Genomic DNA, 23,442 nt, shown 5'->3' on the forward strand with positions numbered 1-23,442 from the left:
TTATGTAATTAACAATCGCTAACATCGATAGCAACTGTTGCTGGAGTATCTTTGTTTAAAGCTGGAGTATAAGTAACTTTACAAGAGTCTGTGACTAGGTAGCTATTTGGATAAATAATGACTGGAGTTGTAGCATCATCCCCTCCTGACAAATTGAAGTCAGTACTATCAGCGATAGTAGGATCATCGGTTACATCTGCAAAATCTATATCTAAAAATGCTTCAAATGCATCAATAGTCCCCACAGGGTAGCCAAATCGGATTGCTACGCCTTCAACAATAGGTGTTGGAGTATCTGTTTCTGCTTTATTTTGTATATTAGCAATAAGTGCCTTACCATTCACAATATTCATACCACTGCGAATCGACCCTTGTACACCCTCAAGTGTTGAAGCATTTGCATCACCTTGCAAGTTTAAAAAACGAGGTGCGGCGGTAACTGCTAAAATGCCTAAAATAACAATTACGATGATCAATTCAACAAGTGTAAAACCTGCTTGTTTATTTATTGGTAAACTTTTTAACGATTGCGTTTTCATAAGTAAGCCTCTTTTTAATTACTTAATTTTTAAAAATTTTTACTTTGCCTGTTTTAGCAAAGTATGAAAAACCTGTTAAACCTGATATTTCACTCGTATTAGTAGGTATACTTTTAATATCAATGGTATGAGTTAAATAGTAGTCGCATTGCGTACTTTCTGCATTGTACCTAACTAAAAAACTTACACTTTTTATTCTTGATATTTCATTACTTAACGTACTACTGGGTGCGTCTTGTAAAATTACATTTAAAACTTGGCGACATTTATTAGCATTTATAGCTTCTGCACGAGTATCTTTTTTTTCTGTTTCATCACTTGTTGGTGTACCTAACATTCCATCAACACCAACTATTACACCTCCATAATTAACAAATGTTTTGTTTGACCTACTGCTTGGTCTTCCTTCTAATTCCCATTGACCCCTAACCATGCCAACGGCCGATGAGAAACTACCTGCTATAGCGTCAACGCTTGCATTATGCGCTTGATTTTTAATACCTATATATTGAGGTATAGCAAAGCTCAAAATTACTGCCAGTAAAATCACAACAATAACTAACTCAAATAATGAGAAACCTTTTGAGTAAGCCTTTGATGCAATCACTTGGTTAATTACCTTTAATCGCGGACATCATGTTCCACATCGGCATAAAAATACCCAACGCTAAAATCAGCACCATAATGGCAACAAACACAGTTAAAATAGGTTCTATTTTTGCAGTTAAGCTCCGTAAGTCGTAATCAACTTCACGCTCATAATAATCAGCAGCCTCTTGTAAGAGCTCATCAACCCGACCTGTCTCTTCACCTACCGCCACCATCTGTAATACAAGCTGAGAAAACAGCTGAGAACTTTTTGAGGCTCTGAGTAAACTATCGCCCTTTTCTATATCTTGGCGCATAGTAATAATCGCTTTTTCCATATAGCTGTTATCTACGGCATGCGCTGTTAGTGATAAACCAGTGGTCATAGGCACACCGGAGCGCAATACCATAGCTAAACTTTGACTGTAGCGCGCAAGCAATGTCCGTTTTAAAATATCCCCAATAAATGGAATTTTTAATTTATATTGATCCCACTTAAAGCGTCCAGGCTCTGTATTTAAATAACGCCTCCAAGCAAAAACAGAACCAATACCCATCACCAACAATAACCACCAGTAGTTAACAAAAAAGCTGCTAGTGCCAATTAATATTTGAGTCATTAATGGCAATTCAGCATCAAATTTTTCGAACATACTGGCAAAGGTAGGAATAACAAAAATATTCAAAATAATCATAGCCGCTACTAGAGCCAAAATAACAAAAGTAGGGTAGCGCATAGCTGCTTTTATACGCTTTCGGGTTTCTTGTTCTTTCTCAAAATAAATAGCGAGTTGATAAAACGCATCTTCTAATCGTCCAGAGCCTTCACCAACCATTACCATTGATACTGTTAAACGGCTAAATACCTCGTTATGTATCGCCATTGCACTGGATAAGTCGCGGCCTTGCTCAAGCTGCTTGGTAACTTCTATTAGTACATTTTTAAATTCTTTATTTTGTGTTGTATCTGCCAATCCAATCATTGCTCGTATAATTGGTATACCTGCTTTTAATAGCGAATACATTTGCCTAGAAAACATAATCATGTCGTCTAGCGTTATTTTTTCGACAAATAAATTATCAAAAATTTTGATGTTATTTTTTGTTTCAACTAAAGAGATTGATATTGGTATAAATTGACGCTTCATTAAACTATCAGCTACGCCAGCTTGGTTACTCGCTTCTAATTGCCCTTTAACCAACATACCTTTGCTGTCTTTAGCTTTGTAGCTATATAGTTGCATCAATATCCCCTACTATTTCTGGAATATATTCAGCCACTTTAAATACTTCATCTAAAGAGGTAATACCTTGCTTAGCGTAATTTAGTGCCATTGTTGAAAGTGGTGAAAAGTTAGCACTATTTTTAGCTGCCTTTGCAAAACCTTGTGTGTCGTTAACCCGTAATGCATCCATCATCGCATCATCCATTTCGAGTAACTCAAAAATACCTACACGCCCTTTATAGCCACTGTGATTACATGCGGTGCAACCTTGCCCTTTAGAAAATTGAGCATCTGTAATCTCTTCGCCTAAATATTTTAACCAACTTAATTCTTGGCGATCTGGCAAGTACGGTACTCTGCAGTCATTACATACTCGTCTTACTAATCGCTGAGCAATAATCGCGCGCAGTGAACTTGCCACTAAGTAAGCCGGTGCCCCCATGTCGATTAAACGCATAGCACTGGTAATTGCATCATTGGTATGTAACGTTGATAGTACGAGGTGGCCTGTTAAAGCGGCCCTTAATCCAATATCTACGGTTTCTTGGTCACGCATTTCACCAACCATTATAATGTCAGGATCTTGCCTTAGAGCGGTCCGTAAAATACTTGCAAAGCTCAGCCCTATTTTATTATTTATTTGTACCTGGTTAATACGGCCAATACGATACTCAACGGGATCCTCTACTGTAATAATTTTACTTTCTTGTTGGTTTAACTCACTTAATGCACCGTATAGTGTGGTTGTTTTACCCGAGCCTGTTGGCCCAGTAACTAAAACCATGCCATGCGGACGTTTTATAATGCTGCGTACACGTTTTAATATGTGTACTGGCATGCCTGTCTCATCTAACGATAATAATCCGGCTGATTGATCAAGCAAACGCATTACAACTGATTCGCCATGCTGAACGGGCATAGTAGATAGGCGCACATCAATACTATGGCTGCGCACTTTTATATTAAAGCGACCATCCTGAGGGAGGCGTTTTTCAGATATATCTAATCCCGACATAAGCTTTAAACGTAGCACGAGTGCCGATGCTATTTTTACTTGGTTAAGAGTGTGCTCTTGTAATATGCCATCTACACGTTGACGAATGCGAAGCAAACCTTCATCAGGCTCAATGTGAATATCAGATGCGCGAACTTGCACAGCATCTTCAAATATTGATTGCAGTAGCTTTACAACGGTTGCATCAGATGTTTCATCACCTAAAGAGTTTAAATCAAACTCTTCTACGTCTTGATATTCTTCATGGAGTTGTGCTGCAAAGTTAGTAATTTCATCTGTACGACGATATACGTTGTCAAACGCAGCCATTATTTGACTTTCTTGTACAACAGCTAAATCTATTCGTTTAGGAGCAAGCATAGTTGCAAGTTGATCAAGCCCCCTTAGATCAGCAGGATCGCTCATCCCGACTAAAACAGAGTCACCATTGTCTTCAATTACTAATGCTCTGTAGCGACGTGCATAAACCTCAGATAAAAGCTTAGATACATCAGCTGATATTTTTCGCTGTGATATATCTAAAAAAGGTACTTGTAATTGCTGCGCTAAAAAACGTAATAGTTGTGGTTCACTAATAAACTCAAGTGTAATAAGCGTCGAACCTAATTTACGACCCGTCGCAGCTTGAACGTTTAGCGCTTCGCTTAGTTGCGCTTCGGTGATCATGTGCTCATGAACAAGTAAATCGCCTAAGCGCATTTTTAAACTAGGTCTCATACGGCCTCCTTTAGCGTAACTAAACGCTGTAATGCATGCTGCGTCATAGCTGTATTTAATCCACCTAAATCTAGAGCCACTTTGTAAAGCTGTTTAGCATCGAGGTACTCTCCTAATGCATCTTTTGAGGTTGCAAGTGCCAGCCACCACTTAGCTTGACTAGGCTGTAGTTGTGTAAGATGTTTAAAGCTTTCAAGTGCTTTATGGTGCTTACTCGCACTTTGCGCAGCAGTACCTTGTAGCACCCAAAAATCAAGATTCGCTTGAGCCTCAAATTCATCACTTAAAAGCAGCAATACTCCTTCATACTGTTGTTGCATAATAAGTATTTTGCTTAGCATTACACGCCATTCAAGTACGTTAGGGTTTTGGCGAATACCTGCTTGCAAAACCTGTTGCGCAGAATTTATATCTTGTTGTTTAAAGTAAGTTGCAGCGAGTAAATTTCGAGCTTCAACGTGCAAAGGCAATTGCGCTAAAATAATATTTAAATCACTAATGGCTTCATTGTATAAGCCAAACTGTATTGCTTGTTTAGCTGCGGCTAATTGCTCAATCAATAAAGCCTGTGGCGACTTAGCTTCTGCCACGCTTTTAGTCATAGTATTTTGAGACTTAGTTTTAATCATTGGAGTAATTTTTGGTTTGCTGACAATAGCTTCGCTAGTTACCAGTACATTATCTTTAGCTAGTGCAGGGCCTTGTTTAACCTCGGCAATTACAACTGGCTCAGCCGTTGGTTGAGAAACCAGTAATGTTGCTTCACTCAACTTGGATTCAGCTAAATCATTCACTTCTGGTTTTATTTGCTCAACTTGCACAACCGTTTTCACAACATCTTGCTCAACTAAAGGTTCTACATTGCTTTTTTCATCTTGATAACCAGATAAATTAGAGCTTAGAACCGCGACCATCTTTTGCTGTGGTAACACAGACTCACGTTGAGTCTCTTTTTTGTCGGCGGTCGGTAAATATAGGTATGCTAAAAAAATGACACTTAGCATAATAAATAAAATTACGGCTTTAAATGCAATATTTTTTACATCATATATCGGCTTTAAGCTTATACCTTCTTGAGTACTTACTTGTTTACCTTCTCGTTGCTCAATATTTTTAAGCATATTATTTATAACGCTCATAACCACTGCCTCCATACCCATATGGCAGCAATAGCTAAAACACTAAACATTAAAGCACTGTAGCTCCAATATTGTCCGGTTCGATACTTTGTGCAGTCTTCGGTATCTTTTATGGCAAGTTGAATATGGCGATTTGTTATTGTATTTAACCCTTCACCGTAAGCTTGTAATAGTGCTTTGTGGCATAAAATATTAACTAATCTAGGAATTCCACGGCTAGCTCTAGCAATTTTGAGCCCCATACTATTATTAAATAAAGGAGGCCTATTAAACCCTGCAACTTGTAAGCGGTGATTAATATAATAAACAACCTCAGCGCCAGTCATCGCCCGTAATTTATAGGAAAAACTGATACGTTGGCGTAATTGCCTTACTTTGTTGTTTGCCAGCTTTTCATCAAGTTCAGGTTGTCCAAATAACACAACTTGAATTAGTTTTTCGCTTTCTGTTTCTAAGTTTGTAAATAATCTCAGCGCCTCTAGAGTCTCCCAACTCAAGCATTGCGCCTCATCTATCAAAAGCACTACACGCTCATTATCTTCTTGTAAGTCGAGTAAGTGATGATTTATAAGCTGCCCTAGTGCTTGCTGATCTAATGCTTTATCTACGTCCATACCCAGCTCAATTGCAATTGCCCATCTAAGCTCTTCTGGGCTTAAATAAGAGTTAGGTAAATAAGCCACAATGTAATCTGGCTCAAGTTGGTTTAATAGCTTTCTACAAAGTAGCGTTTTACCAGTCCCAACTTCACCAGTGACTTTAATAAACCCTTCACCCATTTCAATAGCTGTTGTTAACACTTGCATCGCTTCGTGGTGCGGTTCAAGTGCACAAAAAAACTCTGTGTTAGGGGTTAACGTGAAAGGCATTTCACTTAAATTAAAAAAGCTTAAATACATAGTTAGTTTTCATACCATGTTTTTAAAAGCTGACGGCTTTCACCTTGTTGTTTTTTCCAAGTATCTGGCATAACAACCGTTGGTTTGATTAGAATAATCAGTTCTTTTTTCTCTTGGCGTTTACGAATACTTTTAAATAAATTGCCAAATAGTGGGATATCACCCAACACGGGGGTTTTTGATTCTTCATCCTGTGTTGATGTTTGCATCAAACCACCAATAACCACTATTTCGCCACTTTGAGCGCGAATAACAGTATCTGATTCTCGAATGTTACTTTGTGCTAGAGGCAACTCAAAACGTTGATCGTCTAATGTAATTACTTTTAGCTGCTCTTCTGTTTCAGTTACTGAAGGGTGAACATGCAAAATAACTGAGCCGTACTTGTCAATTTGCGGCGTTACATCAAGGGCAATACCAGAAAAGAACGGCGTTAAATCAATTTCAGGCGAGGTAGTTGTAGCAGTACCCGTTACTGTCGTACTTGATACATTAGTAACAAAATATTCGTCTTGCCCTACTTTTATAACTGCTTTTTGATTGTTTGTAGCGGTAACTCGAGGGTTAGATAGCATCTGCACATCACCTTGCGTTTCAAGCAAATTAATAACCCCGTTAAAGTCTCCTTTTTGAATGGTTAGCGATGACGCTCCACCAATTGCGGCTGAAATACTATTACTAATTGTAGAACCCGCTGTTGTAGCAAACGAAATACCGCCTTCTAAACCACTCGCTATACGCTCCCAGTTAACTCCCTGTTGGTACTCATCTTTTAAAGTTACTTCTATTATTTTTGCTTCTAGAATAACTTGGCGTTGCAGGTTTTCTTGGCTTTGACGCAAAAACTCTTTTAGCTGACTAATTTCGCTTGGTAATGCATTTACGGTTACCAAACTAGCTTGTGGGCTTGCAACAACATAGCGCCCATCGCTTGCGCCAATTAAAGACTTAAGGGCGACTTCTAATTCTTTCCAAAAATCATTTTTATTAATTGTTTGGATTCGAGAACCGTTTAAATCTAAGCTTTGATTATCGCCGCCAAACTCATTATTTTGCTGGTTACTACTACCTGAACTTGAACCATTCGAACTACTGCTACTTTGTGCAAATTGACTAACCCCACCAGCAACCACACTCACTGTAGACTGACCATGGCGCTGCATCATTAAATAATTTACAGGTATTGTTTCTGTGCGCATTTTGGCTGGCAGTACTTGTACTATTCGTCCTTCATTAACAATATCTAAAGGATACATACGCTTAATAACAGCAATGACTTCATTAAACGTAACGCTTTTAAGATTTAAACTAATTGTGCCATTTACCTCAGGATGCACAGCAACACTAAAAGGCGTATCGTCTGTTAAGCCTGCAAAAAAGGCGCCTATTTCAACGTCATTAGCGGCTACATCAAAACGCTTTATAGATAAATCATCACTTATAGTTTGCTCATTATTTATTGATGATAGTAGGCTTTGGGTAAGCTCACTCGGCATCTGTAAAGGCGCAATCGCTTTAGTATCTACAGGCTTTTCAGCCAGCTCTTGTTCTATATGAGTTTTAACCTCTTTACCTGGTTTAAAGCTATGGCACGCAGTTAAAAATGTAGGTAACAATAGAAGAACAAGCCACGGATGAGATAAATTATTTTTTAATTTCATAGTCATATAATTCTAATTTTATTTGTTTATCGTCATTTGCTAACACAACCTGTTTTGAGTTAATGCTTAGCACCCGAAAATCGTCTACAGCATCACCGACTCGATAAATATGGCCTGAAATAATGGCCTTAAATGCTGTACTGTTTTTAATAATAGATTGCAATTTAAGTTCTGTGTTTTGAGTTACACTCTTGTTGTTATTTACATACATATTTGGTTGAGTAGGATCGCGTAATTGCGCTAATGCACTGGGTGCGAAAGTGAACAAAAGTAATAAAAAACATAAATTATAATGCGATAAATTTTTCATTAGCGCTCACTGTAGCAATTTGTAAAGTTAATTCAGCTTGAGGGTACTCTAGTACCTGATAACTAAACTCCTGTATTAATAACTTATCTTGATTATTTTTTAATGCGGCTAAATATTTTTGTAAGCTAAAGTAGCTACCTTCTAAAGTAACGACCATCTGATGCTCAAAAAATAATGTTTGCGTATCATGTTCACCTAGTTTTTCTACATCGATAGCCTGTGCTGGTTTGACATTAAAGCTACTCACTTTTACGTCGCTACTATCTACGAGCAAATCTTTTAAAACGGCAGGTACATTTTTAGCCGCTACAAAGCCTTGGCTAAAACTATTAAGTTGATTATTTATTTCTGCTAACTCATCTCTGGTTTGTGCAATTTGACTGCGTAAAACCTTAGTGTAGTCGTAGTTTAGTGCTTGATTTAACATGGAGAGTTGCGCATTTATCTGCTGTAACTCCTGCAATGCTGCATTTTGTTCAGAGCGAATATGAGCAACTTCATCTTGCTGTGGAAAAATAACAAACCACAGGCCGAGGTAAATCACCATGAATAAGCCTACAAATACAGTGGAATACTTCTCACGCTTTTGCAGCGATGCAAATTGAGCTCGATACTTTGCCCAAATAGGCCAACCTTTGTCTTTCTTGTTGTTCATGGTTTAGCGCCTTTATCAGCAAGGTCGGTCGCCACATTAAATTCACTCAGACCATCTTTTGTTGACAGTTCTAAAACTGAAAATTCTTTATCAATAAAAAAAGGTGACTGCTTTAAATTATTAAACCACATAGGTAAAAATTTTGACTGCGATACTTGCCCTTGAAACGTGACACTTTGCCCTACAAATTTAATATGGGTAAGCCAGATATTAGGCTCGTGATACTTGGCTAAATCTTGCATAACCTGCGCATAGTCGGTTGCGGATTGATCTGAGCTTTGCTCTAAATAACTAAATATTTGCTGCTTATGCAAAACCTCTTGCTGAAGTGTTTTTAGCTCATTAATAAAAATTGTTTTATTTTGCTTCTCTGCTAGCTGCTGTTTTACAACTTCTAACTGAGCTTTTCCTTGTTTGAGATATTTCTTTTTTTGTTCTAAATCAAGCTCACTTGAATAAGTTTTATAACTGTAAAAAGCCCACGTGATTGCAATAATTAATAGCGCACCTAACCACAGTGTAATCATTCCCGATAAAGGGACTGGGTCTCGGCGTACTCGTAAGGTTTTTTGATAAAAATTAATCCGGGTTTTCATAGCACAGACTCCGGATCTGTTAATTGATAGGCTGCTCCGAGCGCATAATAAAAGTTTGGCTCTAATTGCTGCGCTAATTCTAAGTTAGGCGCAAAATCTACAACTTTTACTTGTAAAAACTCTGCAAGACCGGCTCTAAGAGTTAATGAAGATAAATCATCGCACTGTAGCTGTATGCTGCGAATTGGCGGTTGCTTGAGCTGGCTTTCAAAAAAGTCCATCGAACGCTGAATTTCTAACCCTAACGCCTCTACTAGTTCTTGGTTTTGATCCTTGTCTGAAATACCTAAAAAACCATTTAATCGCCTAGCTAATACTAATTGTCCATCACGAATAATTAAGATTCGAGGTTCATGATTAGCATGCTGCACAATCAGCATATGCGCCTCTTTGTATGAGCCAAATAAAGTTACTAAAACCATTTCTTCAGAGGTCATTGCACGCAAAACTGGTTTAGTTTGTTCAAAACTGTCTATAAACGGAAGTAGCTGCAGCTTATTGGTAATAAATACATTCATTTTGCTGCTTTGCATTGGTAACGTTATTGGATAATCGATAAAGTCAGCTACAATGTTTTCAGAAGCTATATCAACTAAATCTTTTGTAGTCCAAGGCAGCGACTGAATGATTTCTTCATCACTAAGGTTTGGTTTATCCATTTGCACTATTTGATAAAAGTAGTGCGGTATGACTAAATTAACTGCACAAATATCAGTAGACACCTCATTTGTACAAGCAACAATTGCAGCGGTATAATCGGTTTGCTCAGACACATTTACACTGTGAGAACTGTGAACCATCCATTGGTCGCGTTGTTTTTTTAAACATACCGCGTTAACAGTATCTGCGTAAGTTGCAACACCAATAGCTGTATTTGGATCTAAACTACGATTTAACCATGAAAACAGCTTTTCTTTCATATAGCTACTATTGTTAATTGAGTATGAAATAAGTGTCGTACATTTTAACTACTTTGCCAAATTGAAAACCAATAAAATGCGTGAAAAATTCAAAATAGATGAAAATAACTATATTCAACAATTAGATAGCTCATTTCTAAAAAAGAGAAATATTTGTTTAGGTATAAAACGTGATGATTTACTCCATCCGCTAATAAGTGGCAATAAATGGCGTAAATTAAAATACAATTTAGCGTATATGCAAAAGATAAATAAAACAGAGCTTCTGACTTTTGGTGGTGCGTTTTCAAACCATATTCACGCCTGCGCAGCTGCGGGAAAAGAATTTAATATAAAAACTCACGCGATTATCCGCGGACCAGAACTTGATAACAACAGTCCGACAATTCAGTTTGCAAAACATTGTGGTATGAACCTACATGTTGTTAATCGTATAGAGTATCGAAAACGCCAAGACAGCGATTACCTTAATGCTTTGCAAGAGCGCTTTCCAAACGCTTATATCATCCCTGAAGGTGGTACAAATGAACATGCTTTATTAGGGTGTAAAGAATTAGTACAAAGCTTACCCGAACATAGCTACTTAGTTTGTCCTACAGGTAGTGGTGGCACACTTGCTGGACTAATAGAAGGCAGTGCTTCAACAACACAGGTTATTGGTATAGCGGTATTAAAACAAGCTGATTATTTAAATGAAGAAATAAAAAAGCTGAGCGCTAAAGCTAATAATCAAACTAACTGGCAGTTACTCACAGAGTTTCATGATGGTGGCTATGGTAAGTTTTCACCTGAGTTATGGCAGTTTTGCCAAGATATAGGCCGCACACACAACCTACCGCTTGAGCCTATTTATAGTGGAAAAATGATGTATGCATTGTGGCAGCTTATTGAGCAAGATTATTTCCCATCTGGGAGTAAAATTATTGCTGTTCATACTGGCGGGCTTCAAGGCTTAAATGGGCTTAAATATAGAGGGTTAATCTAGACCTTAATTAAATACCGCTTGCGTAAACTCTTGAAGTGGCTCTGAAAAGTAAAAACCTTGAGCTCCTACCACTCCCAATTTGGTAAGCGTAAGTAGCTCTTTTTGAGTCTCTACGCCCACCGCGTATACGGGTAGATTTAAAAGACTAGCGGCTTCGACTATCCTTTTTATTTTCTTTTGACTTTGAGTTTTTTCATCTAATAAATGAACCAGTTCGTAAGATAACTTAAGCCCACATACTTGGTTATAATCAACTAGCATGGCTACTTTCTCACTGCTTTTTACATTATCAATCACAATATGTGAATGCCCTTTTTTAATAACATTGAGTGCATTAGTTATCGACTCTCTATGAGTAAAAAATTCTGCCTCACTTATTTCAAATTGTAATTTAGTATTTAACTTAAGCTCTGCCATTTGATTGGCTAACCACTCCCAAAATACAGTATTAAACCAATTTTTAGGGTGTAGATTTACACTAACTGTTAAAGCCGAAGACTCACTGAGCATTAGCTTTTTGACTTGTGTTATTACAGCTTTATCTAATATTAAAGCGTCTTGATCACTATAAACCTGCTTAATAAAATAACGAGCGGCCAGTAAACCAAGTTGGCTATGCCTAACCCGAATAAGAGCTTCATGCTGCAGGATATCTCCACTAGAGAGTTCAAATACAGGCTGAAAGAATAATATAAATTTATTCTTTTTAATGTTTTCTATAACCTGTTTGCTAGAGAGGTGTTTTTCTTGGCAGTGATTTAACGTTAAACGGTGGCAATGCTGCAATAGGCTGCTTTGTGATAGCGCGAGTGCTGATTTTGCTAGCTTATAAACCGCCACTTGATCAGCGCCTAATTGATAATCACACGCACCTATTTTAATATTTTTATGAGTAATATTTTTTTGATGATTTTGACATATTAAAAACACATTTTTATGAAGCTTTTCAACGTAGCTATTCAACTCGCTAATAGAAATGTTTGGTAAGGTAACCGCTAAGTAATTAGAGTTTAGTATTTTTACCGACACACCTTTAAGTTCGGCTAATTTTTTAGTAATTAAGACTTTAAAATTGGCTTCTATATCCGTTTTTTTATCATAGCTACAATCACACTCAATAAGTAAAAATAAGTTATGTGATGCAGTATTAACTCCATACAAAGAACTTAAATCACATTTTTTTGCCTGTTCGATTAGTTGAGTATTTTTATGCCTTTGTTGAATAATTTTAGTCGGCTGTATAACTGTATTTTTAAGCATTACTTTACGGTTTACTTTTAACAGGCTCCACCAGCGATAAGACCAATTAGCAGCGCCTAATATAATCAGATTCAAAAATATAAATAAGTAGCTTTGTGTTACCCACACTGGATAGTGATAAAGGCTCAAACTTAACGTTTTAAAAGTAAAAACTTCGCGTTCTAAATTTACTAAGTTCCTAAAGTGATCAGAAGAATTTTGCAGCTCTAACTTAAAGCCTTCATTTTTAGCTAATGCGACCAACACTTCATTATTTATAGAGGGAGATAAATTTAATTCATAAACGCGTTTAACAAACTGCTGCCCAGAAATATGTGCTTTTTGATGTAATGCATCATTTAAAATGAAATTAAAACTAATAAGTATCATCAAAAACAAAACAAAAGAGATACCTTTGAAGTACTTTAAAAGCCAGAGTTTACTCTTTTGCATAGCCTGCCACTCGTTATATTGATAACTAAAGTGTTGTTCAATATCTATAGAAGCACAAGGCTGCAAACTAAGTTTAAACGTTTATTAATAGTACTAAACAAAAAACACTCAGATAAACGAGAACTTACAAAAATAAACAGCTATGCCCTTTATTCTGTAAATAGATGAAAGCCATCGACAGATCATTTTAAAAAGTATGCCAGCAGAGATTATGCTGCATACCGCCTTAATTAAACCAATGGCGTGTTTTATTTGCAAAGTATACCAAGCTTAGCATTACGGGGACTTCTACCAACACCCCCACCACAGTGGCAAGTGCAGCCCCAGAATGTAAACCAAATAATGAAATAGCAACCGCAACAGCTAGCTCAAAAAAGTTTGAAGTGGCAATCATACATGCAGGCGCCGCTATGTTATGTGCAAGCCCCATTTTTTTAGCTGCAATATAAGCAATCGCAAAAATACCGTAAGTTTGAATTAAAAGCGGGATTGCAATAAGAACTATTGCCTCTGGTTTTTCTATTAATATCTGCGATTGGAAACCAAACAATAGCGCTACTGTCGCGAGTAAGCCAATAATAGAATAAGGTTTCATTACCTTTAAAAAGTTATTTAAACACGTATGGTCATCTTCTTTATCAAGCTTTTTACGGGTAACAGCACCGGCCACCAGCGGGATAAGTACATACAATACCACCGATAATAGCAGTGTATCCCAAGGTACAGTAATATCAGTCACACCAAGTAATAGCCCTGCAATAGGTGCGAAGGCAAAAATCATAATTATGTCATTTATTGATACCTGCACTAAGGTGTAATTAGCATCGCCTTTTGTCAATTGACTCCACACAAACACCATAGCGGTACAAGGCGCAACACCCAACAAAATCATACCAGCTATATATTCTGTAGCTGTTTGTGGGTCAACAAAATCGGCAAAAATACCCTTAAAAAATAACCAGCCTAGTAGCGCCATAGTAAAGGGCTTTATAAGCCAATTAATAACGATAGTGAGCACTAACCCTTTTGGTTTTTTACCTACATCTTTAATTGATGAAAAATCAATTTGCACCATCATTGGGTAAATCATCAACCAAATAAGTACTGCGATTACAATATTTACATGGGCATATTCAAAACCAGCAATTAAGCTAAATGCACTTGGCATTATAGAACCAGCTACAATACCAAAAGTAATAGCTAAGGCTACCCACACAGAAAGATAACGTTCAAATAATCCCATTGTTCTGTCCTAAATAGAGCTTTGATTAACGCGTTGGCTAAGTTCTTCTGCAGATTCCACACGTTCAGAATAAAGATCTACAAAGTAATCTTTTTGATCTCGTAAGAACAAAGTAAATTTTATCAACTCCTCCATAACATCAACAATCCGATTATAAAGTGGAGAGGGTTTCATGCGCCCATTTTCTTCAAATTCTAAATGAGCTTGTGGCACTGAGGACTGATTTGGTATTGTTACCATACGCATCCAACGCCCTAATACTCGTAGTTGATTCACTACATTAAATGATTGCGATCCACCACAAACTTGCAGCACTGCGAGTGTTTTACCTTGCGTTGGCCTTACACCACCTAAATTGAGTGGTATCCAATCAATTTGGTTTTTGAATATGCTCGTCATTGACCCATGACGTTCTGGAGAGCACCATACTTGCCCTTCTGACCAAAGCATTAAATCTCGTAACTCTTGTACTTTAGGGTGTGATTCATCTTCACTATCGGTTTGAGGTAAACCTTCAGGATTAAAAATTTTAACCTCAGCACCAAAATACGTTAATAAACGTGCACTCTCCTCTATTACCAACTTACTATAAGAACGCGCTCTTAATGATCCATATAACAATAAAATTTTAGGTTTGTGCTCAGAAAAACTAACATTAAAATTTTTAGTATGTGGAACAACGCTGTGTATTTTATTTGTATTTGGTAACCCATTAACTTCTGACATTTATAACTCAACCTTTACCAAGTGAATATACGAAAAATCGAATATATGGAATTTCACATACAAACACGCGTGAGTCAAATTCTATTTTATAAATTTTTTTAAGTTATTAAAAAATCGGCTCAAGCCAATGGAAGGGATTGCGGAAGGTATTTGATAAAAATATTAAGTTATTTATATAGCGCAACTATTTATTTAAACAGCGAATTATAGTTTCACGTAGTTTTTGTGTTTTAATGGGTTTTGCAACATGAGCATTCATGCCAATAGATAAGTATCGTGTAATATCATCTTTCATAACATTAGCTGTTAAGGCAATTATTGGAATATTTGCGATAGTTTCATCACTATCATTACGAATAATTTGAGTCGCCTCAACACCGTCCATGATAGGCATATGAATATCCATTAAAATTATATCAAACGGCTCTAACTTTACTGTTTGGATGCACTCTAATCCATTATCAACTAAGTAAACCTGAGCGCCGCTATTTTCTAGTATGTTGGTAACTATGAGTCGATTGATTGAATTATCTTCCACAACTAATACTTTAATACCCGCCAGCGACTGTTCACTCACAGTATTTACTTTAGGCACTTCATTAAAAAAACCTAACACTCTACTGCTCACCTCCTTATACAAGACACTCGAATAAACAGGTTTTTGCAAAATTGTGTTTATATTTATTTTGTTAGCCACATCATTAAGTAAAACCTCATGATCCCTTGTAAGTACAATTATATTACTGCAAAGCTGGGGATTAATATTATAAATACGCGTTAAAAATGTTTCACTACTCATCGCTGGCATTATCCAATCGACAATAATAACTTTAAATTTTTCTTTATTCTGTTCAATAATATCAATAGCTTGCTTAGCAGACGAGCACGCAGTACATGCTAAACCCATAGCTGTAAACTGATTTTCAATTACTTTAAGGTCCTCTTCATTATCATCTATAATTAATACATCAAACGGATCAGTAAAGATTAGGTTAGGCGTATCATCAATCAACGCTTGGTTGTTCAATTTAACTTCCACCGAAGCTACAAACTCACTACCCTCACCTTGAGTGCTGTGTACTGTTATATCACCACCCATCAATTGGCATAAACTCTTACTAATTGTTAAACCTAACCCTGTACCACCAAACTTCCTAGTTGTAGAACTATCTGCCTGAGTAAATGATTCAAATAAATTACTAAGATTATCCTCAGCGATGCCAATACCTGAGTCTTTAACTGTAAAATATAAGCAAACACTTTGCGGATCGTCTAATAACTTTCTTGACTCAATTAAAACCGATACAGTGCCGTGAGGGGTGAATTTAATTGCGTTAGAGCATAAATTTAACAGCACCTGATTTATTCGCACTACATCGCCGATTAAGTCCAGTTTAACTGCCTCATCAATGACAATATCAAATGTGACCCCTTTACTTTGGGCCAATTCATTGAAGGTTGCTTTGATATAATCAACAATCGAATTTACAGAAAAAGGAAATTCCTCAAGGTTAATGTTTCCAGACTCAATTTTTGAAAAGTCTAAAATATCGTTAATAACCACCAGGAGTTGATCTGAGGAGTATTTAATTTTATCTAAATAATACTCATACTCACCAGGTAAACCTTTTTCGAGCAAAATATTAGTCAAACCAATAATCCCACTCATAGGGGTTCTAATTTCATGACTCATATTTGCTAAAAACTCAGACTTAGCGGATGTCAGATGCTCTGCTTCTTCCTTGGCGTGCAAAAGCTCTTCAGTGCGCTCTTCAACGCGCGACTCTAATCTTTGCTTTTCTTCATCAAGCTCTTTTAAAAGTTGAATGCGGCGTTGGTTTAAAAACAAAACAAAAACTAAAAAACTGCTAAGAATAAAAATAATTACAGTAGCGCTGTAAATTAATATTTTATTTTTCTCAAAGTAAGTTGGCTCGTAATAAGAGATAATTGACTCTTCTGGCAAGCTCTGCGGAGCAATATTAAACTTACTTAATTGTCGCCAATCATATGAGTATGTACTAAGCCCTTCACCACTAATTTCATTTAACGCTTTATTTTCATTATAAAAAACTATTGAATCGGCAATACGTTTACCTATTTTTTCACCCGACAATACATACCCACCAACAACACCTGAGCCTAATAGTACTTCCCAATAGCTAAACACTGGCGCCGGACTTTCTTCAGTTAATCGCTCTACTAGCTGATAAGGACTAAGTGATTTATTATCGTAACGCCTAAAAATGGGGGTAAATAAAATAATTGAATCTGCTGGGGCATTTCTTACTTTGGTGAGTAATTCTGGTAATGGAAGATCAAACCACTTTTCTACACTTAAATACGAAAAATCACGGTTAATAACCGAAAATAGTCCTCGATGAAAGCTCATACCAATATCGTTTTTTGTATCTAAAATCACGATCAATTTTTTAGGCTTCATTAAATTAACAGCATTTGCTGTTGCTTGCGCATAATCTAATTTAGCTTGGATCACAGCTCCGCTGGTCTTTTTTGGTAGATTAAACTGGGCGCCTGGCTCTAAGTATATTCGTGGAGCATTTATAAAAAAATCATCTAATTGAGATAGTAACGTCGCTGCAGAAGGCGACTGAGTAACGATGATATCGATGTGCTTATTTTTATATTTTTGTTTGAGGTAGTCTTTCATTAACTGTTTTTGATTAACTTCATCAAAGCGATTTACATCCATATTTTCGACAAATAGTTCATAACTAAAAGAACGTTTTGTAAGCTCTGTACGCAGTCCAAGCTCAACACTTTTATACCAAGGCATATCTTGATTTGTTGAATTTATAAATAAAATATGAGTAACATTTGAAGGAGTTTGAGCGTGTGAACTAGGGCTCAAGAATTGAAAAACAAGAAATAAAAATAAGATATTAGTTTTCATGTTTCTCATTGTGTAATCAGAGGAAAGTAGTTTAATGGTAAGTGTTAACGATATATATATCAATTAAATACAAGATAAAATTTACTGTAATTTAACATTACCAACAATACTATTTCACTTTACAGCCTAATGAGGTCTTATATTGATAGTTTTTGGATTATCATCACAGCGCAATACGCATAAAAAACCCAGTACGAATACTGGGTTTAGAGTAAAAAGTGTAAAGAATCTAATTATCTTTACACTAATAACTTTATATCATTTAAAATGGGATATCGTCATCAAAATCAATGGTTGGTTCCATTGGGTTTGATGCACCACCTTGCGGAGCACTTTGTGGTTTAGGAGCGAAACCACCTTGCTGCTGCGGTGCACTATTTTGTTGTGGTGCAAAGCCGCCTTGCGGCTGGTATTGATTACTTTGCTGCTGTGGTGCTGGAGCCGGTTTTGGCTGCGCTGCAGGTGCTGCTTGCTGTTGTGGAGCATAACCACCTTGTTGCTGGTTATTTTGGCCTTGATTATTTTGACCGTAACCACCGCTTTGTTGAGCACTTTGCGCTTGATTACCTTGGTAACCTCCACCTTGTTGCCCACCTTGTGATTGATTACCTTGGTAACCACCACTTTGTTGATCGCCACCACGTGCGCCTAACATTTGCATTTGACCAGTAAAGCCATCTACAACTATTTCTGTAGTGTACTTTTCTTGGCCTTGTTGATCGGTCCACTTACGTGTTTGAAGTTTACCTTCAACATAAATTTGTGAACCTTTACGACAATATTCACCAACAATTTCAGCTAACTTGCCAAAAAATACAACACGGTGCCACTCAGTTTTATCAACCATTTGGCCAGTGTTCTTATCTTTATAGCTATCCGAAGTTGCTAGGGTAATATTTGCTACACCGTTGCCGTTAGGCATATAACGAACTTCAGGATCTTGCCCTAAATTACCAACCAAAATTACTTTGTTCACACCGCGTGCCATGGAACCATCTCCTATAAATGTTAGATTAAACCAGCGACTTTACGCGCTTGGTCTAGGTCAAATTCTTTATCATTAATCTTTAAATAGCTGCGACTTTCATCGCGAACTACAGTTGCTTCTATTACACCTGGTAAAGCAACTAACTGAGAAGCAAGCGTTTGAGCATGCTCTTCAGAATCTAATTTGGTCATTAAACTAATAACTTTACTTTTGGGTGGGACTTGCATTTTCCACGCAATAATAAGCCATATTAACCCAACAAGTGCCGCTGCCGCAAACACAGCTTGCGTCGTTGTAGTTTGTGCTACATAGCCACCTAACATACCGCCTAAAAAGGCGCCTAAAAACTGACTAGATGAGTAGCCTCCCATTGCTGAACCTTTTTGGCTTGCAGGTGCTATTCGCGATACAAGCGCAGGCATAGTGGCTTCTAAAAAGTTAAACGCCACAAAATAAAGCAGCATACACACAGCAATGCCTACTACACTATTAACCCATACCGACATTGCTAACATACTAATAGTTAACAAGGCTACCGAGCCAATAAATGCTTGTTTTTCTTTCTCTTTTTTAATGGCCACAATCATTATTGGTACCATTAATAAAAATGCTAAAAATAGCACTGGAATATACAAATACCAGTGATGGTCGGCAACCAAGCCATCTTTAATTAATTGACTCGGCAGTACCACAAAAATTGTGGTTAGCGTTAAATGCAATAACAATACACCTGCATTTAATCGTGCTAACTGAGGGTGTTTAATTAATTTTTTAATGTCGCTGAAGCTTGCTAATGTATCGCCTTTGGGCGCTTTATTTACCGCCTTTGGCACTAGCATGGTCACTATAAATATACCAAAGACAGCTAAAATAGCAGTCAACCAAAATACACCTGCAATACCCCACGAAGCGGCGACAATTGGCCCAAGTAACATAGCAAAGGCAAAGCTCATTCCTATGCTCATACCAATAACGGCCATTACTTTTGGTCGTTGCTCATCGCGGCTTAAATCTGAAGCAAACGCGAGTAGCGCACTGGCTATTGCGCCCATACCTTGTAAAGCGCGGCCTACCGTAACCATTTGAATAGAATCTGCTAATGCAGCCACTACCGATCCAATAGCAAATACAATTAAGCCACCTACAATAACCTTTTTACGACCAATTTTATCGGATAATCGGCCCATAGGTATTTGTAATACGGCTTGCGTTAAACCATACGCACCTATAGCAAAACCAATCCAAATAGGCGAAAAACCTTCAAGCGATTGTCCATAAATAGCCAATACAGGCATCAGCATAAACAAGCCGAGCATTCTAAATGCAAACACACTCGCCAGTGATACAGCGGCGCGTTTTTCTCGTGAATTAAGTGAAGATGCGGTCATTATCTGCGTGATCTTACTCTATGAAAAATTGAGGTTGGGATTCTACCATAAGCTTGGCAATAATTAATCGCCTATAAGTAAGGATTTTTCATTGATCAAGGATTAATATTGCTTCGTATTATGCGATACTGAGTAAATAATTTTGGTAACAAACGAGATAGCATGGAAAACATTGAAGTCCGAGGCGCCCGAACGCACAATTTAAAAGACATCAGCCTAACCATCCCACGTGATAAATTAATAGTTATTACGGGTCTATCTGGTTCGGGGAAGTCATCACTTGCATTTGATACGCTTTATGCAGAAGGACAACGCCGATATGTTGAATCACTCTCTGCGTACGCAAGACAATTTTTATCGCTCATGGAAAAGCCTGATGTGGATCACATCGAAGGCCTCTCTCCTGCCATTTCTATTGAGCAAAAGTCAACGTCTCATAACCCGCGTTCAACCGTAGGTACTATTACCGAAATTTACGATTACTTACGACTTATGTTTGCCCGCGTTGGCGAACCACGATGTCCTACACATGATTTACCACTTGCTGCGCAAACCGTTAGCCAAATGGTAGATACTGTTTTGGCTCTACCTGAGGGCAGTAAATTAATGCTGCTTGCGCCAATAGTAAAAGAGCGTAAAGGTGAGCATGTTAAGTTATTAGAACAGCTATCTAGCCAAGGTTACATTCGCGCCCGTATAGACGGTGAAGTATGTGACTTGTCTGATCCACCAACGCTTGAGCTTCATAAAAAACATACAATAGAAGTTGTTGTAGACAGATTTAAAGTAAAAGATGGCTTACAACAACGCTTAGCAGAATCGTTCGAAACTGCACTTGAAATGTCTAATGGTGTTGCACATGTAGCATACATGGACGATAGCAGCGCTGAAGAGATTCTATTTTCAGCAAATTTTGCCTGCCCTACTTGTGGCTATGCAATGACTGAACTTGAGCCGCGTTTGTTTTCGTTTAATAACCCAGCTGGTGCTTGTCAAACCTGTGATGGCTTAGGTATACGCCAATATTTTGATCCTAATCGCGTAGTGCATAACCCAGAGTTAAGCCTTGCTGGCGGTGCAATTAAAGGCTGGGATAAACGCAGCTTTTATTACTATCAAATGCTGCAAGCGGTTGCAGATCATTACAATTTTGATTTAGACGTGCCTTATCAAGATTTAGACAGCGACTCGAAAAAAATTATTTTAGATGGCTCTGGTAGCACTAAGATTGCGTTTAATTACCGTAACGACCGTGGCGATTTAATTACGCGTAACCATGAGTTTGAAGGCGTTTTAAACAACATGAATCGCCGCTACCGCGAGACCGAGTCAAACTCTGTACGCGAAGAACTTGCTAAATACCAAACAAGCCAAGCGTGTCCTAGCTGTCATGGCTCGCGCTTACGCGAAGAATCTCGAAATGTATTTATTGGACAAACCAACTTACCTGCAATCACATGCATGAGTATTGGTGAAGCCATGGAATTTTTTGAAGGTTTAGAGTTAACCGGACAAAAAGGCCAAATAGCTGAAAAAATATTAAAAGAAATTCGCGACCGCTTATCGTTTTTAATTAACGTTGGCCTAAATTATTTATCACTTGAACGTAGCGCCGATACATTATCAGGTGGTGAGGCTCAACGTATCCGCTTAGCCAGTCAAATTGGTGCCGGTCTTGTAGGTGTAATGTACGTACTAGATGAGCCATCTATTGGATTACATCAACGCGATAACGACCGTTTATTACAAACATTGGTCCATTTGCGCGACTTAGGTAACACCGTTATTGTGGTAGAGCACGATGAAGATGCTATTCGTGCTGCAGATCATATTATTGATATTGGCCCAGGTGCGGGTGTTCATGGTGGGCATATTATTGCTCAAGGTACGCGCGACGATATTTTAGCAAGCAAAGAGTCTGTTACGGGCCAATTTTTATCAGGCGTACGTAAAATAGAAATACCAAAAGAGCGTCACCCAACGAACGACAAATGGCTAGAGCTATTTGGCGCAACGGGTAATAACCTTAAAAATGTGGATTTAAAAATCCCATTTGGTTTAATGACCTGTGTGACAGGTGTATCGGGCTCGGGTAAATCAACGTTAATAAACGATACTTTATTTAAACTCGCTCATACAGAGCTAAATGGCGCAACCACTGCCGAAGCGGCACCGTATAAATCAATTAGCGGTTTAGATCATTTTGATAAAGTGATCGATATTGATCAAAGCCCAATTGGTCGTACTCCTCGTTCAAATCCGGCAACCTACACAGGTATATTTACCGGCATTCGTGAATTATTTGCAGGTACACAAGAAGCGCGCTCACGTGGCTACAAAGTAGGTCGCTTTAGCTTTAACGTTAAAGGCGGACGCTGTGAAGCGTGCCAAGGTGACGGCTTAATTAAAGTTGAAATGCACTTTTTACCTGATGTGTATGTACCGTGTGATGTGTGTAAGAGCAAACGCTATAACCGTGAAACGCTCGAAGTACAATACAAAGGTAAAAACATACACCAAGTACTTGAGATGACTGTTGAAGACGCGCATGAGTATTTTGACAAAATACCGGCTATTGCCCGTAAGCTTAAAACCTTAATGGACGTTGGTTTATCGTACGTCCGCTTAGGTCAAGCCGCTACCACGCTTTCAGGTGGTGAAGCGCAACGTGTAAAATTAGCGCGCGAGCTATCAAAGCGTGATACAGGTAAAACGCTCTACATATTAGATGAACCAACAACCGGCCTACATTTTGCCGACATTGAACAACTGCTTGTTGTATTACATCGCCTGCGCGATCACGGTAACACCATTGTGGTTATTGAGCACAACCTCGATGTTATTAAAACAGCAGATTGGGTTATTGATTTAGGACCTGAAGGCGGAGCTGGCGGTGGTGAAATACTCATTGCAGGCACGCCTGAAGAAGTAGCCGAATGTGAGCGTTCACATACTGGGCATTACTTAAAACCTCTATTAAATAAATAGAGGTTTTACTTACTCACCATAAGTAAAGGTTGTGTTAAGTACTCTAGAATTATAAAGTGGCGAGAAAATCAGCTTCTATATAAAGTATAATTATACTAATCAGTATTATATAAAAAATGCCGCTAACAAGCTGTCTCTTGATCACAAGTCTGACTCAAGAGATTTTGCTAAATCGTAGCCTTCCAGGATGGCTTGTAACTTAAGCCATCCTTGCCATAACACTTTCACAGATGCACGCCCTGTGCGCTTGGTA

19 protein-coding genes are annotated in these 23,442 nt (G+C 37.8%); 2 read left to right on the plus strand and 17 right to left on the minus strand.

The genetic code is table 11. The annotated features are described in order from the left end of the window. Positions 1-8 precede the first annotated feature (8 nt). The 11 genes from H5117_RS20830 to H5117_RS04905 are packed head-to-tail and all read right to left on the minus strand — an operon-like array spanning position 9 to position 10,265. Complete coding sequence (locus H5117_RS20830) at positions 9-539, minus strand: prepilin-type N-terminal cleavage/methylation domain-containing protein (protein WP_165739287.1); 531 nt, start codon at positions 537-539, stop codon at positions 9-11. 22 nt (positions 540-561) lie between these two features. Next, positions 562-1,146, minus strand: coding sequence for a prepilin-type N-terminal cleavage/methylation domain-containing protein (locus H5117_RS04860; protein ID WP_182736318.1), 585 nt, complete (start codon positions 1,144-1,146; stop codon positions 562-564). Between the two features lie 4 nt (positions 1,147-1,150). Then, a complete protein-coding gene (locus H5117_RS04865) occupies positions 1,151-2,371 on the minus strand; it encodes a type II secretion system F family protein (RefSeq protein ID WP_182694813.1) in 1,221 nt (406 codons plus the stop codon). Beyond that, a complete protein-coding gene (locus tag H5117_RS04870; RefSeq protein ID WP_076925387.1) occupies positions 2,358-4,085 on the minus strand; it encodes a GspE/PulE family protein in 1,728 nt (575 codons plus the stop codon). Before H5117_RS04870 ends, H5117_RS04865 begins: the two co-directional genes overlap by 14 nt. Next, positions 4,082-5,224 (minus strand): tetratricopeptide repeat protein, encoded by a 1,143-nt coding sequence (locus tag H5117_RS04875; RefSeq protein ID WP_182736320.1) that lies wholly within the window; start codon positions 5,222-5,224, stop codon positions 4,082-4,084. The genes H5117_RS04870 and H5117_RS04875 overlap by 4 nt, the downstream gene beginning before the upstream one ends. Further along, positions 5,221-6,123: an ExeA family protein gene (locus H5117_RS04880; protein ID WP_182736324.1), complete on the minus strand. Its 903-nt coding sequence runs from the start codon at positions 6,121-6,123 to the stop codon at positions 5,221-5,223. Before H5117_RS04880 ends, H5117_RS04875 begins: the two co-directional genes overlap by 4 nt. 2 nt (positions 6,124-6,125) lie before the next feature. Then, positions 6,126-7,784, minus strand: coding sequence for a pilus (MSHA type) biogenesis protein MshL (gene mshL / locus H5117_RS04885; protein ID WP_182736356.1), 1,659 nt, complete (start codon positions 7,782-7,784; stop codon positions 6,126-6,128). Next, entirely contained in the window at positions 7,768-8,094 is a 327-nt protein-coding gene (locus tag H5117_RS04890) for an agglutinin biogenesis protein MshK (protein ID WP_024594540.1), read from the minus strand. Before H5117_RS04890 ends, mshL begins: the two co-directional genes overlap by 17 nt. Then, a complete protein-coding gene (locus H5117_RS04895; RefSeq protein WP_024598056.1) occupies positions 8,072-8,749 on the minus strand; it encodes a hypothetical protein in 678 nt (225 codons plus the stop codon). Before H5117_RS04895 ends, H5117_RS04890 begins: the two co-directional genes overlap by 23 nt. Continuing rightward, a complete protein-coding gene (locus H5117_RS04900) occupies positions 8,746-9,345 on the minus strand; it encodes a PilN domain-containing protein (RefSeq protein ID WP_024594795.1) in 600 nt (199 codons plus the stop codon). The genes H5117_RS04895 and H5117_RS04900 overlap by 4 nt, the downstream gene beginning before the upstream one ends. Continuing rightward, positions 9,342-10,265, minus strand: a complete 924-nt coding sequence (locus tag H5117_RS04905) for a hypothetical protein (RefSeq protein WP_024598058.1) — start codon at positions 10,263-10,265, stop codon at positions 9,342-9,344. Before H5117_RS04905 ends, H5117_RS04900 begins: the two co-directional genes overlap by 4 nt. 76 nt (positions 10,266-10,341) lie before the next feature. Between H5117_RS04905 and H5117_RS04910 the strand changes: the two genes are divergently transcribed. After that, complete coding sequence (locus H5117_RS04910; RefSeq protein ID WP_182736327.1) at positions 10,342-11,250, plus strand: 1-aminocyclopropane-1-carboxylate deaminase/D-cysteine desulfhydrase; 909 nt, start codon at positions 10,342-10,344, stop codon at positions 11,248-11,250. 3 nt (positions 11,251-11,253) lie between these two features. Here H5117_RS04910 and H5117_RS04915 read toward each other — a convergent pair whose 3' ends face one another. The 6 genes from H5117_RS04915 to H5117_RS04940 form a co-directional block, all read right to left on the minus strand. Continuing rightward, positions 11,254-12,942: an EAL domain-containing protein gene (locus H5117_RS04915; RefSeq protein ID WP_182736331.1), complete on the minus strand. Its 1,689-nt coding sequence runs from the start codon at positions 12,940-12,942 to the stop codon at positions 11,254-11,256. A gap of 226 nt (positions 12,943-13,168) precedes the next feature. Beyond that, positions 13,169-14,185 carry an ACR3 family arsenite efflux transporter gene (gene arsB, locus H5117_RS04920; protein WP_024595324.1) on the minus strand — a complete coding sequence of 339 codons (1,017 nt, stop codon included), beginning with the start codon at positions 14,183-14,185 and terminating at the stop codon, positions 13,169-13,171. A 9-nt stretch (positions 14,186-14,194) separates the two neighbouring features. Continuing rightward, a complete protein-coding gene (arsH, locus tag H5117_RS04925) occupies positions 14,195-14,911 on the minus strand; it encodes an arsenical resistance protein ArsH (protein ID WP_182736343.1) in 717 nt (238 codons plus the stop codon). Between the two features lie 184 nt (positions 14,912-15,095). Further along, complete coding sequence (locus H5117_RS04930) at positions 15,096-17,825, minus strand: response regulator (protein WP_182736347.1); 2,730 nt, start codon at positions 17,823-17,825, stop codon at positions 15,096-15,098. Between the two features lie 262 nt (positions 17,826-18,087). Next, entirely contained in the window at positions 18,088-18,813 is a 726-nt protein-coding gene (gene ssb / locus H5117_RS04935; protein WP_182674130.1) for a single-stranded DNA-binding protein, read from the minus strand. Between the two features lie 20 nt (positions 18,814-18,833). Next, the gene (locus H5117_RS04940) at positions 18,834-20,201 is read right to left on the minus strand and encodes an MFS transporter (protein WP_182736349.1); all 1,368 of its coding nucleotides are present in this window, start codon (positions 20,199-20,201) and stop codon (positions 18,834-18,836) included. Between the two features lie 162 nt (positions 20,202-20,363). Between H5117_RS04940 and uvrA the strand changes: the two genes are divergently transcribed. Then, a complete protein-coding gene (uvrA, locus tag H5117_RS04945) occupies positions 20,364-23,189 on the plus strand; it encodes an excinuclease ABC subunit UvrA (RefSeq protein ID WP_182692803.1) in 2,826 nt (941 codons plus the stop codon). Positions 23,190-23,442 lie beyond the last annotated feature (253 nt).

It is taken from the genome of Pseudoalteromonas sp. SG45-1 (genome assembly GCF_014164135.1).
Lineage (GTDB): Bacteria > Pseudomonadota > Gammaproteobacteria > Enterobacterales > Alteromonadaceae > Pseudoalteromonas > Pseudoalteromonas distincta.